This window comes from Streptomyces uncialis, assembly GCF_001905345.1.
GTDB lineage: Bacteria > Actinomycetota > Actinomycetes > Streptomycetales > Streptomycetaceae > Streptomyces > Streptomyces uncialis.
This window is the reverse complement of sequence record NZ_LFBV01000002.1, coordinates 1,125,816-1,139,972: the sequence shown is the minus strand read 5'-3', so window position 1 is coordinate 1,139,972 and position 14,157 is coordinate 1,125,816. Positions and strand designations below refer to the sequence as shown.

The following is a 14,157-nucleotide window of genomic DNA, read 5'->3' as shown; positions in this document are numbered from 1 at the left end:
GTGATTCTCCTGTGTGATCAAGAAGTGTGGGTACGGGCCCGCCCTCAGAAGGGAGGCTCGTCCGAGTAGCCGCCGCCGCTGTTGCCGCCGCTGTTGCCGCCGTTGCCGGAGCCACCGCCCCAGCCACCGCCGCCACCGCTCTGCTGCTGGCCGCCGCCGGCCGGTGCTCCGGTCGCCCAGGGGTCGTTGCCGGGGGCTCCGCCACCCTGCTGCTGACCGCCGCCACCGGGGCTTCCGCCCCAGTTGCCGCCACCGCCCTGCTGCTGGCCACCGCCGCTGTACCCGCCCTGGCCACCGCGACCGGTGGTCTTGGTGACCTTGGCCGTGGCGCTCTTCAGGCTGGGGCCGACTTCCTCGACGTCCAGCTCGTAGACCGTGCGCTTGACACCCTCACGGTCCTCGTAGGACCGCTGCTTCAGCCGGCCCTGCACGATGACGCGCATGCCTCGCTGGAGCGACTCCGCGACGTTCTCCGCCGCCTGACGCCAGACCGTGCAGGTAAGGAACAGGCTGTCGCCGTCCTTCCACTCATTGGTCTGACGATCGAAGGTGCGGGGGGTGGACGCGACACGGAAGTTCGCGACGGCCGCACCGGAGGGGGTGAAGCGCAGCTCGGGGTCTTCGACAAGATTGCCGACGACCGTGATGACGGTCTCGCCTGCCATGGGGAACCTCTCGGCGATTGCTGCTGGCTGCTTGTGCTGCTACTCGTGTCCCGGAACCGCTGAGCCGTGGCTCAGTGGGTCTCGGGGCGGAGGACCTTGGTCCGGAGGACCGACTCGTTCAGGTTCATCTGGCGGTCGAGCTCCTTGACGATCGCAGGCTCGGCCTGCAGATCGATGACCGAGTAGATGCCCTCGGGCTTCTTCTTGATCTCGTACGAGAGCCGACGACGGCCCCACGTGTCGACCTTCTCGACCTTCCCGTTGCCCTCACGGACCACGGAAAGGAAGTTCTCGATCAGGGGGGAGACAGCGCGCTCCTCCAGATCGGGGTCGAGGATGACCATCACCTCGTAGTGACGCATGTAAAACCCACCTCCTCTGGACTCAACGGCCACGGTCGTTCCGTGGCAGGAGGGTTGTGATGCGTACGCAACGGTATCGGCCGCCACTGACACTGAGGACCCCTGGAGGGGTCCGGCCAGGTACAGGGCAGACACCGGTGCAGACGGTACAGACTACCCGCCTACCCGCTTCCGGTTGAAATCCGGCGGTACTGCGTCGCACTCTGTATCCATCGGGTGTGTACGGCGCTACGATGCGCCGCCCTTTCGCAGGAGGTGCCCATGGCACAGGCAATGCGACCGAACTCCGGGGTGTCGATCTTCGCCACCGACGGAAAGCCCCATCCCCTTCAGGACACCCTCATGGTGATCACCCTGGTCCTCGGACTGACGGCGATCATCTCCTCCCTCTGGACCGGCCTCCATCTGCTCAGTTCCTGGGCGGGTCTCATCGGCATCCTGACCGGTGGGTACGGCCAGTACATCTCGGTGACCACCCGCGAACGTTTCGGTCTGATCCTGGGCCTGGGCGCCTCGGCGGTCGGCTTCTTCCTCGGTATGGCCCACGGCGGTCTCTTCGGCGGCGTCGTCGGCTGAGAACGCCCCGCGGGACCGAAGGTGCCGTACTGGTCAGTCGGGGCGCTTCCCGGGCGCAGTAGGCTTCGGCGCGAGAGCCGGAGCCCCTGCCACCATGGGGACAACGAGCCCGAGGAGCGCCCCGCATGAGCCTGACCCTGAGGACCATCAGCCGAGAGCAGCATCTGGCGTACATCCAGAGCCTGCCCGCGGCAAGCCACATGCAGGTCCCCGCATGGGCCGATGTGAAGGCGGAGTGGCGCTCCGAGAGCCTTGGGTGGTTCGACGACAGGACCGGCGAGATGGTGGGCGCCGGTCTGGTGCTGTACCGCCAGCTCCCGAAGATCAAGCGCTATCTGGCCTATCTGCCCGAGGGCCCGGTCATCAACTGGTTCGCCCCCAATCTCGACGAGTGGCTGCGGCCGATGCTGGCGCATCTCAAGCAGCAGGGCGCCTTCTCCGTGAAGATGGGCCCGCCGGTGATCATCCGCCGCTGGGAGTCCACGTCGATCAAGAAGGGCATCCAGGACCCGGATGTGAAGCGGCTGCGGGACGTCGAGGCCGACTTCATCGAGCCGCGCGCCTTCGAGGTGGCCGACCGGCTGCGGCGGATGGGGTGGCAGCAGGGCGAGGACGGCGGTGCCGGTTTCGGTGACGTCCAGCCCCGCTACATCTTCCAGGTGCCCCTGGCCAACCGCTCGTTGGAGGATGTCCACAAGGGCTTCAACCAGCTCTGGCGGCGGAACATCAAGAAGGCCGAGAAGGCCGGCGTCGAGGTCGTCCAGGGCAGTTACCACGACCTTGAGGAATGGCAGCGGCTCTACGAGATCACCGCGGTGCGCGACCGCTTCCGGCCGCGCCCGCTGTCGTACTTCCAGCGCATGTGGTCGGCCCTCAACACCGAGGACCCCAACCGTATGCGGCTCTACTTCGCCCGCTACGGCCACGAGAACCTGGCGGCGGCGACGATGCTCGTCGTCGGCGGGCATGTCTGGTACTCCTACGGGGCCTCGGACAACAAGGGGCGGGAGTTCCGCCCCTCGAACGCCATGCAGTGGCGGATGCTCTGCGACGCCTACGCGCTCGGAGCGACCGTCTACGACCTGCGCGGCATCTCCGACTCGCTCGACGAGTCCGACCACCTCTTCGGCCTGATCCAGTTCAAGGTCGGCACGGGTGGGCAGGCTGCCGAGTACCTCGGTGAGTGGGACTTCCCGCTGAACAAGCTGCTGCACAAGGCGCTCGACATCTATATGTCGCGCCGCTGAGAAAGCCGCTCGGAGGGTCCGGTACGCGGGCGCTCCGGGGCACTTGGCAGAATTTCCGTCCATATCTCTGATACACCGCAGCCACGAGAAAGGTTCCGGGACCGGCCATGGCGCTCACGCTTTATGTCGACACCGCGCGCTGGCGGGCACACCACAAGCACGTCCTCGAACAGTTTCCGGGGATCGTCCCGGTCTGCAAGGGCAACGGCTACGGCTTCGGTCATGAACGGCTCGCCGAGGAGGCCACCCGTTTCGGCTCCGACGTCCTCGCCGTCGGCACCACGTACGAGGCCGCCCGGATCAAGGACTGGTTCAGTGGTGACCTGCTTGTTCTCACCCCGTTCCGACGGGGCGAGGAGCCCGTACCACTGCCCGACCGGGTGATCCGCTCCGTCTCCTCGGTGGACGGCGTGCACGGCCTGGTGGGCGCTCGCGTCGTCATCGAGGTCATGTCCACGATGAAGCGGCACGGGGTGAGCGAGCAGGATCTGCCGCAGCTCCACGCGGCCATCGAGGACGTCCGGCTGGAGGGCTTCGCAATACATCTCCCCCTGGACCGTACCGACGGCTCGGACGCCGTCGAGGAGGTCATCGGGTGGATGGACCGGTTGCGGGCCGCCCGGCTGCCGCTGCACACCATGTTCGTGAGCCATCTGCGGGCGGAGGAGCTGGTGCGTCTCCAGCACCAGTTCCCGCAGACGCGCTTCCGCGCCCGGATAGGGACACGGCTGTGGCTCGGTGACCATGACGCCACGGAGTACCGGGGCGCCGTTCTCGACGTCACCCGTGTCTCGAAGGGCGAGCGCTTCGGCTACCGGCAGCAGAAGGTGGCCTCCGACGGCTATCTCGTGGTGGTCGCCGGCGGAACGTCCCACGGGGTGGGGCTGGAGGCGCCGAAGGCGCTGCACGGCGTCATGCCCCGCGCCAAGGGCGTCGCCCGTGCGGGTCTGGCGACGGTGAACCGGAACCTGTCGCCGTTCGTGTGGGGCGGTAAGCAGCGCTGGTTCGCGGAGCCGCCGCACATGCAGGTGTCGATCTTGTTCGTGCCCTCGGACGCGCCCGAGCCGAAGGTCGGCGACGAGTTGGTGGCGCACCTGCGGCACACCACCACCCAGTTCGACCGCCTGGTGGAGCGCTGAGCGAGCCTCTGGCGCCCCATTGGCGACCAGAAGGCTCCCAGGGGCCACTGAAGGCTTCCAGTCGCTCAGAACCGCAGGTGCAGGCCATGGCCGGTGTTCCGGCCCGGTGAGGCAGGGGCTTACGGCCCGGTGGACATGCGTGAGGGGTGGTGCACGGCTCACGCCGTGCACCACCCCTCACGCATGTCCTGGCCACCCGGCCTGCCCTCTTGCGAGCATGTTCGCTCAGAGCGAACGCTTCTCCGGGCCACTCCGTACGGACCCCGGCGCCGCGGAGGGGCCCCATCCCGCGATGGCGTGGGCGGTACGGCCCTCCGACCTCCTGCCGAGGCCCACCACGAAGACATCCGGGGCACCGTCCAGCACCCCGCCCGACGGATCGTCGTCGCCGCCGCGCCGCACCACGTCCCGTTCCGGCAGCAGGATGTCGCGGACGACCATCGCGCACAGATACAGCGTTCCCAGCAGATGGGCGGCGATGGCGAGGTGGTAGCCGTCCGGGGGAAGCCCCTTGTGGGCGTCACCGCTGGTTGTGTACGCGAGGTACATCCAGATCCCGAGGAAGTACGCCACCTCGCAGGCCTGCCACACCAGGAAGTCCCGCCAGCGGGGCCGGGCCAGCACCGCGAGCGGAACGAGCCACAGGACGTACTGCGGGGAGTAGACCTTGTTCGTCAGGATGAAGGCGGCCACGATCAGGAAGGCGAGCTGTGCGAACCGGGGACGCCGGGGCGCCGCCAGGACGAGCGGGATCATGGCCAGACAGATGATCACCATCAGGGCGATCCCGTAGTTGTTGGCCTCCTGGGGGTCGATCTGGAAGTCTCCCCGCTGCGAGATCAGCAGCCAGATCGACCCGAAGTCGACACCCCGTTCCCGGCTGAACGAGTAGAACTTCGCCCAGCCCTCCGGGGCCAGCACCATCACCGGCAGATTCACGATCAGCCAGGCGCCGGCCGCTCCCCACAGGGCCGTGCCGAAGGCCCGCCATTTCCCCGCCCGCCAGCAGAGCAGGAACAGCGGGCCGAGCAGCAGGAACGGATAGAACTTCGCCGCGGTCGCCAGCCCCAGCAGCACACCGAAGGCGAACGGACGCCCTCGCGCCCACATCAGCGTCGCGGCGGCCAGCAGCGCGACGGCGAACAGGTCCCAGTTGATCGTGGAGGTCAGTATGAACGCCGGTGCGAGGGCCACCAGCAGTCCGTCCCAGGGGCGACGGCGGTGGGTGCGGGCCACGCAGACGGCGATGACGACCGCGCAGACCATGAGCATGCCCGCGTTGGCGAACCAGTAGAGCTGCTGCTGGTCCTGGAGACTGCCGCTGCCCGGGGTGAGCCATGCCGCCACCTGCATGAAGATCCCGGTCAGTACCGGGTACTCCAGATACTCCATCTTGTCGGGCAGCCGGTCGAAGTACGGCACCAGCCCAGCGGCGAATCCACGGCCCTGGTAGAGGTGCGGAATGTCGGAGTAGCAGGCATGGGTGTACTGCGCACTGGCGCCGAAGAACCAGCCGCCGTCGTAGCAGGGGAACTTCTGCACCATGCCGAGCGCGAACATACCGATCATCACCAGCGCGATGATCCGCACCGGTGTCCACCAATGGGCGCCGAGCAACGCGCGGCGGCCGAGGGGGCCGCCGATCAGTTCACTGCCGGTCGCGGCGACCCTGTCCTCCCGGGTGGGCGCGACCGGATCGGTCCGGGTCGGTGGAATCGGCTCCGGCTGGCGCACATCGGAGGGTGTCGTGTCTGCACTGGGCATGGCCGACATCCTGCCGTACCGAGCCGGGAACACGGCGAGGGCCGCCGCACGGGGAGTGCGACGGCCCTCGTTTCACGTGAAACGACGATCACTTTCCGTGACCTTCGGTTCGGTTGTCCCTGATCCCCGACTGCCCGGTCTCAGGGGATGAGCCCCGGAAAGCAGCGCCTTCCGGGCCTCATGGTGTCTCCGTTCCTCCGAAGAGTCCTCCGTTGTCGGCACCGCCGTTGTTGTTGCCGGTATTGGCGCTGCCGCCGTTGTTGTTGCCGGCGTTCGCATTGCCTCCGGGTTGACCAGGGGCGGAGGTGCCGGGTGAGGCACCGCCGATATCGCCACCGCCGTTGTCGGACCCACCGCTGTCGGAGCCGCCGCCGTCAGCACCGCCGTTCTCGGTGGTGCCGTTCTCCGCGCCCTCGTTCTCGTTGCCGCCGGTGTTCTCGCCGCTGCCGTTACCGCTGCCGCTGCCGCAGCCCCAGTCACCCGGCTCGCAGGTCTGGCTGGGCGTCGGGGACGGCTTCACCTCCGACTTCGTCGGGCTCGGCGTGGGTTCCGGAGTGGGCTCGGGCTCCTCCTCCTCGGTCTTGGTGGCCGAAGGGGTGGGAAGCGGGGACGGGGACTCCTCGAAGATCTCACCGATCTCACCGGGCTCGGGGAAGGGCTGAGGATCGACGCCCTTCATCGCCTGGGCCATGTAGTCCTGCCAGAGTTCCGCCGGGATGTCACCACCGTGGATCGACGAGACACCGCCCGTGCCGTTCATGGAGAGCAGCTTGCCCTCCTTCGGGTCGGTGCGGAACAGGGTGACAGCCGTGGACAGCTCCCTGGTGTAGCCGACGAACCACGCGGACTTGTTCTTGTCGGTGGTACCCGTCTTGCCCGCGACCGGGAACCCGATGTCCTTGATCCCCTTGGCGGTGCCGTTCTGGACCACGTTCTCCAGGACCTTGGTCACGTTGTCCGCGATCGGGGCGCTCAGCGCCCTCTTCTGCTTGGGTGCCTCGAAGCCGGGAAGCGGCTTGTCCTTGTGCTTGACCTCGGTCACGGAGTAGGGCTCGAAGTGCTTGCCGGAGTTGGCGAAGGTCCCGTACGAGCTGGCCATCCGGATCGCGCTCGGGGTCGACGTACCGAGCGAGAAGGAGGCGTTGTTCAGGTTTCCCTCGTCGAAGCTGCTCTCCAGGATGCCCAGATCCTTGGTGACGGACCGGGTCTTGGAGAGGCCGACGTCGATACCGAGCTGCACGAACGGGGTGTTGATCGAGTCCTGCATGGCATCGAACAGGGTCACATCACCCCACACCTTCTCGCTCTCGTTCTTCTGGCGGAAGGGGCGACCCTTGGCGTCCTTGATGGGATCACCGTTCTGGTCGTTGATCACGATGAGGTCATTGCCGTTGTACTTGGTCAACGGCGACAGCGGAACGCCCTTGCTGCGGAAGGTGCCGTACTTCATCGCCGCCGCGAGGACGTACGGCTTCCAGGTGGAGCCGACCGGCACACCAGTGGTGTTGGCGTTGTTGCTGTAGTGGCCTGCCTCTTGGCCCTCGCCGCCGTACAGGGCCACGATCTTGCCGCTCTCCGGGTCCACCGACGCCGCACCGAACTGGACGAGATCGTCGGTCTTGGGGCGCTTCTTCTTGTCGAGGAAGTCCTTCTTCGTGGCGTTGACGGCCTTCTCCAGTTCCCGGACCTTGTCCTTCTGGAACGTGGTGGTGATGTGGTAGCCGCCCTTTTCCAGTTCCTCGGGCGTGAGTCCCGCCTTCTTGGCGACGAACTCCTTGGCGGTGTCGACCAGGTAGCCGCTCTGTCCGGCCAGCGACGACTTCTGCTTCACGAAGTCCGGGAACTTGGTGTACTTCTCCCGGTCCTCGGCCGACATCCGCCCGACCTCGACCTGCCGGTCGAAGATCCACTTCCAGCGTTTCTCGGCCCGCTCCCGGTTCGCCTCCGGGGTCGCCATCGCCCCCACCCCACCGTCGGGGTTGTACAGGTTGGGGCCCTTGAGCACGGAGGCCAGGAACACGGACTGCTCCGGCGTGAGGTGCTTCGAGTCCACGCCGAAGTACGCCTGTGACGCGGCCTGGATGCCGTAGGCGTTGCGACCGTAGAAGGCGGTGTTGAGGTAGCCCGTGAGGATCTTCTCCTTGTCGACCTCGGCGCCGACCTTGATGGAGATGAAGAGTTCCTTGACCTTGCGGCTCACGGTCTGGCTCTGGTCCAGATACGTGTTCTTCACATACTGCTGGGTGATCGTCGAACCACCCTGGGTGTCCCCACCGAGGGCCATGTTGTAGACGGCCCGCCCGATGCCCATCGGGTCGACGCCCTTGTCCTGGTAGAAGGTGGCGTTCTCCGCCGCGATGACCGCGTCCTGCATCGACCTGGGGATGTCCGCGAACTTCACGTTCTGGCGGTTCTTCTCACCCCCCGTGGACGCCATCTGCGAGCCGTCGGCCCAGTAGAAGACATTGCTCTCGGCCATCGCCGCGGCCTTCTCGTCGGGTACTCCCACCATGGCGTACGCGATACCCGCGGCGCCCATCAGCAGGCCGAGGAAGCTCACGAAGGTGCCCGTCACCAGTCGCCAGGAGGGCACCCAGCGGCGCCAGCCGTACTTGCCGGATCGCGGGTAGTCGACGAAACGCTTCTTTGCGGCCGGGCCCCGGCCGCGGCCCCGGCCCGGACCGCTCGTGTCACCCGCTCCACCGGATCTGCGGCCTCCGCCGCCCGATCCGCCCCGTCCGGCGCCGTCGGCCGACCTGCGGCGACCGGCGCCCGTCCGCTGGGCGGCACGGCGCGCTTCGGCACGGCTTCCATAGGGGCGGTCCTCGGGCCCGGACTCCTGGGGGCCGTAGGAATCCGCGGGGGATTCTGTGGTGTTGCGCGGGGCGGCACGACGCCCCGCTGACGATCCGGACGTGCCGCGTCGTGCCGCGGCGCGTCCACCGCTCTGCGGCTGCGGCGGTTTCCGACGGTGCTCGCTCATCGAACGACTACTCCTAGGGCAGGCGCTCCCGCGCCTGGAAACGGCGGCTGGTTCCCGGTTCCCCCCGACATACGGATGCGGCCCGGTCAGCTCCCATCCGCAACGCATCCGGGACGACGACGCGTTCAAGCCTCGCGCGGTTCCCCCCGGATTGCATGCCGCACAGACTACGCACCACCAAAACCCACCTAGCTCCGAAGTTCACCCCAAATCAGGCAACTTGCTCCCACGAATCAGTGATGTGACGCCGTTCACCATGCCCCCTCTTGTCCCATCCGGATGACCGTTCTATCGTCGTGATGTATCGAGTCGATACATCGGCCCGGTATAAAGACTGTGACAGGGGACTTCGGCCCCCGGCCGACGACAGTGGACCGACAAGGAGGAGGCGACGATGAGCCGGCGCTCCGGCATCCTTGAGTTCGCCGTTCTCGGCCTGCTGCGTGAGTCCCCCATGCACGGCTATGAGCTGCGCAAACGGCTCAACACCTCGCTGGGGGTGTTCCGCGCCTTCAGCTATGGGTCGCTCTACCCCTGCCTGAAGACCCTCGTCGCCAGCGGATGGTTGATCGAGGAGTCCTCAGGCACCCCCGAGGACGCCCTGGCCGCACCGCTGGCGGGGCGCCGCGCGAAGATCGTCTACCGGCTGACCGCGGAAGGTAAGGAGCACTTCGAGGACCTGCTCTCGCAGACAGGCCCCGACGCATACGAGGACGAGCACTTCGCTGCTCGCTTCGCCTTCTTCGGGCAGACGTCGAGAGATGTACGCATGCGCGTACTGGAAGGGCGCCGCAGCCGGCTGGAGGAGCGCCTCGAAAAGATGCGCGCCTCCCTGGCACGGACCCGGGAGCGCCTCGATGACTACACCCTCGAACTTCAGCGACACGGAATGGAGTCCGTGGAGCGGGAAGTGCGCTGGTTGAACGAGCTGATCGAGAGCGAGCGGGCGGGACGGAACCAGCGGCCGTCCCCGCCCGCACCGGCCCCCGGCGGGGACCCCGCTCAGCACCGAGCGTCAGCTCATCAGGACACATCAGGGAAATCGGACGGCCTGCCCCGGCCCGGGGACACCTCCCGGCCGGATTCGTCCGACGACACCGCCATCTGAAGTCCGCTCAGGACTTCACCGTTACATACAGGGAGCAAGCGGAATGGGTTCGGTTCGCGTAGCCATCGTCGGCGTGGGCAACTGCGCCGCCTCACTGGTGCAGGGCGTCGAGTACTACAAGGACGCCGATCCGGCGGCCAGGGTCCCGGGCCTCATGCACGTCCAGTTCGGCGAGTACCACGTCCGTGACGTGGAGTTCGTCGCAGCCTTCGACGTGGACGCCAAGAAGGTCGGCCTCGACCTCTCGGACGCCATCGGGGCCAGCGAGAACAACACCATCAAGATCTGTGACGTGCCGTCCGCCGGTGTGACGGTCCAGCGCGGCCACACGCTCGACGGTCTCGGCAAGTACTACCGCGAGACGATCGAGGAGTCCGCCGACGCCCCGGTCGACATCGTCCAGACCCTCAAGGACAAGCAGGTCGACGTCCTCGTCTGCTACCTGCCCGTCGGTTCCGAGGCCGCGGCGAAGTTCTACGCGCAGTGCGCCATCGACGCCAAGGTCGGCTTCGTCAACGCTCTGCCGGTCTTCATCGCCGGTACCAAGGAGTGGGCGGACAAGTTCACCGAGGCCGGTGTGCCGATCGTCGGTGACGACATCAAGTCGCAGGTCGGTGCGACCATCACGCACCGCGTCATGGCGAAGCTGTTCGAGGACCGGGGCGTCGTCCTGGACCGCACGATGCAGCTCAACGTCGGCGGCAACATGGACTTCAAGAACATGCTTGAGCGTGAGCGCCTGGAGTCCAAGAAGATCTCCAAGACGCAGGCCGTCACCTCGCAGATCCCCGACCGGGACCTCGGCGAGAAGAACGTCCACATCGGCCCGTCCGACTACGTCGCGTGGCTGGACGACCGCAAGTGGGCCTACGTCCGCCTGGAGGGCCGTGCGTTCGGTGACGTTCCGCTGAACCTGGAGTACAAGCTGGAGGTCTGGGACTCCCCGAACTCCGCCGGTGTCATCATCGACGCGCTGCGCGCGGCGAAGATCGCCATGGACCGCGGGCTCGGTGGCCCGATCCTGTCGGCGTCCAGCTACTTCATGAAGAGCCCGCCGGTGCAGTACTTCGACGACGAGGCCCGCGAGAACGTGGAGAAGTTCATCAAGGGTGAGGTCGACGGCTGAACCGCGCCGGCAAGACCCAGCGAAGCTGAGGGCATCGGCGGTGCCGGAAGCTTGACGAGCACCAGGACGGCGTCCGCGCGGCACACACCGCGCTGACGCCCTCGTTCCGGAAGGCGGCCGAGGCCGCCGCTCCACAGGGTTGTCAAAGGTCCCCGGGTCTCCTGCCCGGGGACCTTCGCACAGGTGAGGGTGTGGAGATGACTGTCGTTCGGGATCTGCGTGTACTGCTGCGCTTCCAGGGATTCCGGCGTCTGCTTGCCGTGCGTCTGCTGTCCCAGGGTGCCGACGGGGTGTACCAGGTCGCCCTCGCCACCTATGTGGTCTTCTCCCCGGAGAAGCAGACCTCGCCCGCCGCGATCGCCTCGGCGATGGCGGTCCTGCTTCTGCCGTACTCGCTCATCGGCCCGTTCGCCGGTGTGCTTCTCGACCGCTGGCCCCGCCGGCAGGTGTTCCTTCACGGAAACCTGCTGCGGGCGGTCCTGGCCGCGCTGACCGGTGTCCTGATGATCAGCGGCGTGCCGGACTGGCTGTTCTACGCCTCCGCGCTGTGCGTCACCGCCGTCAACCGGTTCGTCCTCGCCGGGCTCTCGGCCGCCCTGCCCCGGGTCGTGGACGCCGACCGGCTGGTCATCGCGAACTCGCTCTCCCCGACCGCCGGAACCCTGGCCGCGACCGCGGGCGGGGGACTCGCCTTCGGTGTCCGGCTGATCGTCGACGACTCCGATGTCGCCGTCGTCCTGCTGGGTGCCGCCCTCTATCTCTGTGCCGCGCTCGCGGCGCTGCGGTTCGGCCGTCAGGCCCTCGGCCCCGACGCGACCCGGCACCGCCACGACCGTCTGACGGCCCAGCTGACCGGGACGGCACGGGGACTCGCCGCCGGGGTCCGCCATCTGCTGGAGCCGCCCCGTCAGGGTGCCGCCTGGGCGCTGGGCGCGATGACGGTGATGCGGTTCTGCTATGGCGCCCTGACCGTGATGGTGCTGATGCTGTGCCGGTACGCCTGGTCGGCCGATGACGACGGCTCCGAGCGCGGGCTTGCCCTGCTCGGGCTCGCGGTGGGTATCTCCGGCGCCGGATTCTTCGTCGCCGCCGTCTTCACTCCCTGGGCGGTGAGCCGCTTGGGCACCCGTGGCTGGATCGCCGTCTGCGCGGGTTCCGCGGCCGTGCTGGCACCGGCTCTGTGTCTGTCCTTCGCCCCGGCCCCGATCCTGGTGGCCGCCTTCGTGCTGGGACTGGTGACCCAGGGCGCCAAGATCGCTACCGACACGGTGGTGCAGTCCTCGGTCGAGGACCGCTACCGGGGCCGGATCTTCTCCGTCTACGACGTCCTGTTCAATGTCGCGTTCGTGGGCGCGGCCGGAGTGGCCGCCCTGATGCTTCCCGCCGACGGACGGTCCGCACCACTGGTGATCACCGTGGCGGGCCTGTACGCGGTGATCGCGCTGACGATGATCCGGCTGGGCCGACGATCAGACGGAGGGGCGATGTTTCACGTGAAACATCGCCCCTCCGTCTGATCGCCACCGTCCGCTCCTGGCTCATGTTCCACGTGAAACATCGAGCGGGGCGGTCAGCCCTGTGACTGCGTGGCCCACCACTCCTTGAGCGCGGACACCGCGTCATCGCGCTGCATCGGCCCGTTCTCCAGCCTCAGCTCCAGCAGGAACGCGTAGGCTTGGCCGATCGCCGGGCCGGGTCCCACCGAGAGGATCTCCATGATCTCGTTGCCGTCCAGGTCGGGGCGGATGGAATCCAGCTCCTCCTGCTCCTGGAGGCGCTCGATACGCTCCTCCAACCCGTCGTAGGCCCGGGAGAGAGCAGCGGCCTTCCTCTTGTTCCGGGTGGTGCAGTCGGACCGTGTGAGCTTGTGCAGCCGCTCCAGCAAGGGGCCCGAGTCCCGCACATAGCGGCGGACGGCCGAGTCGGTCCACTCCCCTGTGCCGTAGCCGTGGAACCGCAGATGCAGCTCGACCAGGCGCGAGATGTCCTTCACCAGCTCGTTCGAGTACTTGAGCGCGGTCAGCCGCTTCTTGGTCATCTTCGCGCCGACCACCTCATGGTGGTGGAACGAGACCCGCCCGTCGTCCTCGAACCGGCGGGTGCGGGGCTTGCCGATGTCATGCAGCAGGGCCGCGAGCCGCAGGACGAGGTCCGGACCGTCCTCCTCCAGGGCCATCGCCTGCTCCAGCACGATCAGCGTGTGCTCGTAGACGTCCTTGTGCCGGTGGTGCTCGTCCCGCTCCAGCCGCAGCGCCGGAAGCTCGGGCAGCACATGCTGGGCGAGGCCGGTATCCACCAGCAGTGTGAGGCCCTTACGGGGATGCGCGGAGAGGATGAGCTTGTTCAGCTCGTCCCGTACCCGCTCCGCCGACACGATGCCGATCCGGTCGGCCATCGCGGTCATCGCCGCGACCACCTCCGGAGCGACCTCGAAATCGAGCTGGGCCGCGAACCGCGCCGCCCGCATCATCCGCAGCGGATCGTCCGAGAAGGACTCCTCCGGGGTACCGGGCGTCCGCAGCGCCCGCTCCGCGAGATCACGCAACCCGCCGTGCGGGTCGATGAACTCCTTCTCCGGCAGCGCGACGGCCATCGCGTTCACCGTGAAATCCCGACGTACAAGATCCTCTTCGATGGAGTCCCCGTACGACACCTCGGGCTTGCGCGAGCTGCGGTCGTACGCCTCCGACCGGTACGTCGTGATCTCGATCTGGAATAGCTGCTCCGCCGCCCCACCGTCCGCGTCCGGGCTCTCCACCCGGGCGTCCTTCTGGCAGCCGACCGTCCCGAAGGCGATCCCGACCTCCCAGACGGAGTCCGCCCAGGGCCGCACGATCTTCAGCACATCCTCCGGACGCGCGTCCGTGGTGAAGTCGAGATCATTGCCGAGACGGCCGAGCAACGCGTCCCGGACCGAGCCGCCGACCAGGGCCAGGGAGAACCCGGCAGCCTGGAATCGGCGGGCTAGCTCGTCGGCGACAGGGGAGACCCGCAGCAGCTCACTGACGGCGAGATGCTGCGCCTGGCTCAGGGCGCTGAGGTTGTCTTCATTGGCGTTCGGCACAACAGGAAAGGGTACGTGGCTCCGCCTGGGGCGGGCGCCCCGTTATCCGCGATGATCGGCCGGCGGGTGGAAGGCAGGCGCGGGAGAGACGCTCCTTCTTCTGCGTGTGCCATTCCTGATCAT

Annotated in this window: 11 protein-coding genes; 6 read left to right on the top strand and 5 right to left on the bottom strand. The window is 67.5% G+C overall.

The annotated features are described in order from the left end of the window. Nucleotides 1–44: 44 nt before the first annotated feature. Nucleotides 45–665 carry a single-stranded DNA-binding protein gene (locus AB852_RS13140; protein WP_073787255.1) on the bottom strand — a complete coding sequence of 207 codons (621 nt, stop codon included), beginning with the start codon at nucleotides 663–665 and terminating at the stop codon, nucleotides 45–47. A 71-nt stretch (nucleotides 666–736) separates the two neighbouring features. Further along, the gene (gene rpsF / locus AB852_RS13135) at nucleotides 737–1,027 is read right to left on the bottom strand and encodes a 30S ribosomal protein S6 (RefSeq protein WP_073787253.1); all 291 of its coding nucleotides are present in this window, start codon (nucleotides 1,025–1,027) and stop codon (nucleotides 737–739) included. Nucleotides 1,028–1,288: 261 nt separating this feature from the next. On the opposite strand from rpsF, the gene AB852_RS13130 reads away from it, so the two are divergent. The 3 genes from AB852_RS13130 to AB852_RS13120 all read left to right on the top strand — a co-directional run bounded on the left by AB852_RS13130 (nucleotide 1,289) and on the right by AB852_RS13120 (nucleotide 3,989). Then, nucleotides 1,289–1,603 (top strand): hypothetical protein, encoded by a 315-nt coding sequence (locus tag AB852_RS13130; protein ID WP_073787251.1) that lies wholly within the window; start codon nucleotides 1,289–1,291, stop codon nucleotides 1,601–1,603. Between the two features lie 125 nt (nucleotides 1,604–1,728). Then, the gene (locus AB852_RS13125; protein ID WP_073787249.1) at nucleotides 1,729–2,850 is read left to right on the top strand and encodes a lipid II:glycine glycyltransferase FemX; all 1,122 of its coding nucleotides are present in this window, start codon (nucleotides 1,729–1,731) and stop codon (nucleotides 2,848–2,850) included. 107 nt (nucleotides 2,851–2,957) lie between these two features. Then, nucleotides 2,958–3,989 (top strand): alanine racemase, encoded by a 1,032-nt coding sequence (locus tag AB852_RS13120; protein ID WP_073787247.1) that lies wholly within the window; start codon nucleotides 2,958–2,960, stop codon nucleotides 3,987–3,989. A 225-nt stretch (nucleotides 3,990–4,214) separates the two neighbouring features. On the opposite strand, the gene AB852_RS13115 is transcribed toward AB852_RS13120, so the two are convergent. Continuing rightward, on the bottom strand, nucleotides 4,215–5,753 hold the full coding sequence (locus AB852_RS13115) for a glycosyltransferase family 87 protein (protein WP_178391002.1): 1,539 nt from the start codon (nucleotides 5,751–5,753) through the stop codon (nucleotides 4,215–4,217). 178 nt (nucleotides 5,754–5,931) lie between these two features. Beyond that, nucleotides 5,932–8,736 carry a transglycosylase domain-containing protein gene (locus tag AB852_RS13110; RefSeq protein WP_079184560.1) on the bottom strand — a complete coding sequence of 935 codons (2,805 nt, stop codon included), beginning with the start codon at nucleotides 8,734–8,736 and terminating at the stop codon, nucleotides 5,932–5,934. Between the two features lie 394 nt (nucleotides 8,737–9,130). Here AB852_RS13110 and AB852_RS13105 point away from each other — a divergent pair, with 394 nt between their 5' ends. From AB852_RS13105 to AB852_RS13095, 3 genes are all read left to right on the top strand, one after another. Then, nucleotides 9,131–9,844: a PadR family transcriptional regulator gene (locus AB852_RS13105; protein ID WP_073787243.1), complete on the top strand. Its 714-nt coding sequence runs from the start codon at nucleotides 9,131–9,133 to the stop codon at nucleotides 9,842–9,844. 43 nt (nucleotides 9,845–9,887) lie between these two features. Beyond that, on the top strand, nucleotides 9,888–10,970 hold the full coding sequence (locus tag AB852_RS13100) for an inositol-3-phosphate synthase (RefSeq protein ID WP_073787241.1): 1,083 nt from the start codon (nucleotides 9,888–9,890) through the stop codon (nucleotides 10,968–10,970). Between the two features lie 197 nt (nucleotides 10,971–11,167). Further along, nucleotides 11,168–12,487 carry an MFS transporter gene (locus AB852_RS13095; protein WP_073787836.1) on the top strand — a complete coding sequence of 440 codons (1,320 nt, stop codon included), beginning with the start codon at nucleotides 11,168–11,170 and terminating at the stop codon, nucleotides 12,485–12,487. Nucleotides 12,488–12,540: 53 nt separating this feature from the next. Here the strand turns inward: AB852_RS13095 and AB852_RS13090 are convergent, their stop codons facing one another. Then, nucleotides 12,541–14,034 (bottom strand): CCA tRNA nucleotidyltransferase, encoded by a 1,494-nt coding sequence (locus AB852_RS13090; RefSeq protein ID WP_073787239.1) that lies wholly within the window; start codon nucleotides 14,032–14,034, stop codon nucleotides 12,541–12,543. Nucleotides 14,035–14,157: the final 123 nt, after the last annotated feature.

Bases quoted from the DNA above. Each gene is read 5' to 3' on its own strand.
- AB852_RS13130 (WP_073787251.1), top strand. From the start codon at position 1,289: ATGGCACAGGCAATGCGACCGAACTCCGGGGTGTCGATCTTCGCCACC.
- AB852_RS13115 (WP_178391002.1), bottom strand. From the start codon at position 5,753: ATGCCCAGTGCAGACACGACACCCTCCGATGTGCGCCAGCCGGAGCCG.
- AB852_RS13100 (WP_073787241.1), top strand. From the start codon at position 9,888: ATGGGTTCGGTTCGCGTAGCCATCGTCGGCGTGGGCAACTGCGCCGCC.
- AB852_RS13140 (WP_073787255.1), bottom strand. From the start codon at position 665: ATGGCAGGCGAGACCGTCATCACGGTCGTCGGCAATCTTGTCGAAGAC.
- AB852_RS13125 (WP_073787249.1), top strand. From the start codon at position 1,729: ATGAGCCTGACCCTGAGGACCATCAGCCGAGAGCAGCATCTGGCGTAC.
- AB852_RS13095 (WP_073787836.1), top strand. From the start codon at position 11,168: ATGACTGTCGTTCGGGATCTGCGTGTACTGCTGCGCTTCCAGGGATTC.
- AB852_RS13110 (WP_079184560.1), bottom strand. From the start codon at position 8,736: ATGAGCGAGCACCGTCGGAAACCGCCGCAGCCGCAGAGCGGTGGACGC.
- rpsF (WP_073787253.1), bottom strand. From the start codon at position 1,027: ATGCGTCACTACGAGGTGATGGTCATCCTCGACCCCGATCTGGAGGAG.
- AB852_RS13105 (WP_073787243.1), top strand. From the start codon at position 9,131: ATGAGCCGGCGCTCCGGCATCCTTGAGTTCGCCGTTCTCGGCCTGCTG.
- AB852_RS13120 (WP_073787247.1), top strand. From the start codon at position 2,958: ATGGCGCTCACGCTTTATGTCGACACCGCGCGCTGGCGGGCACACCAC.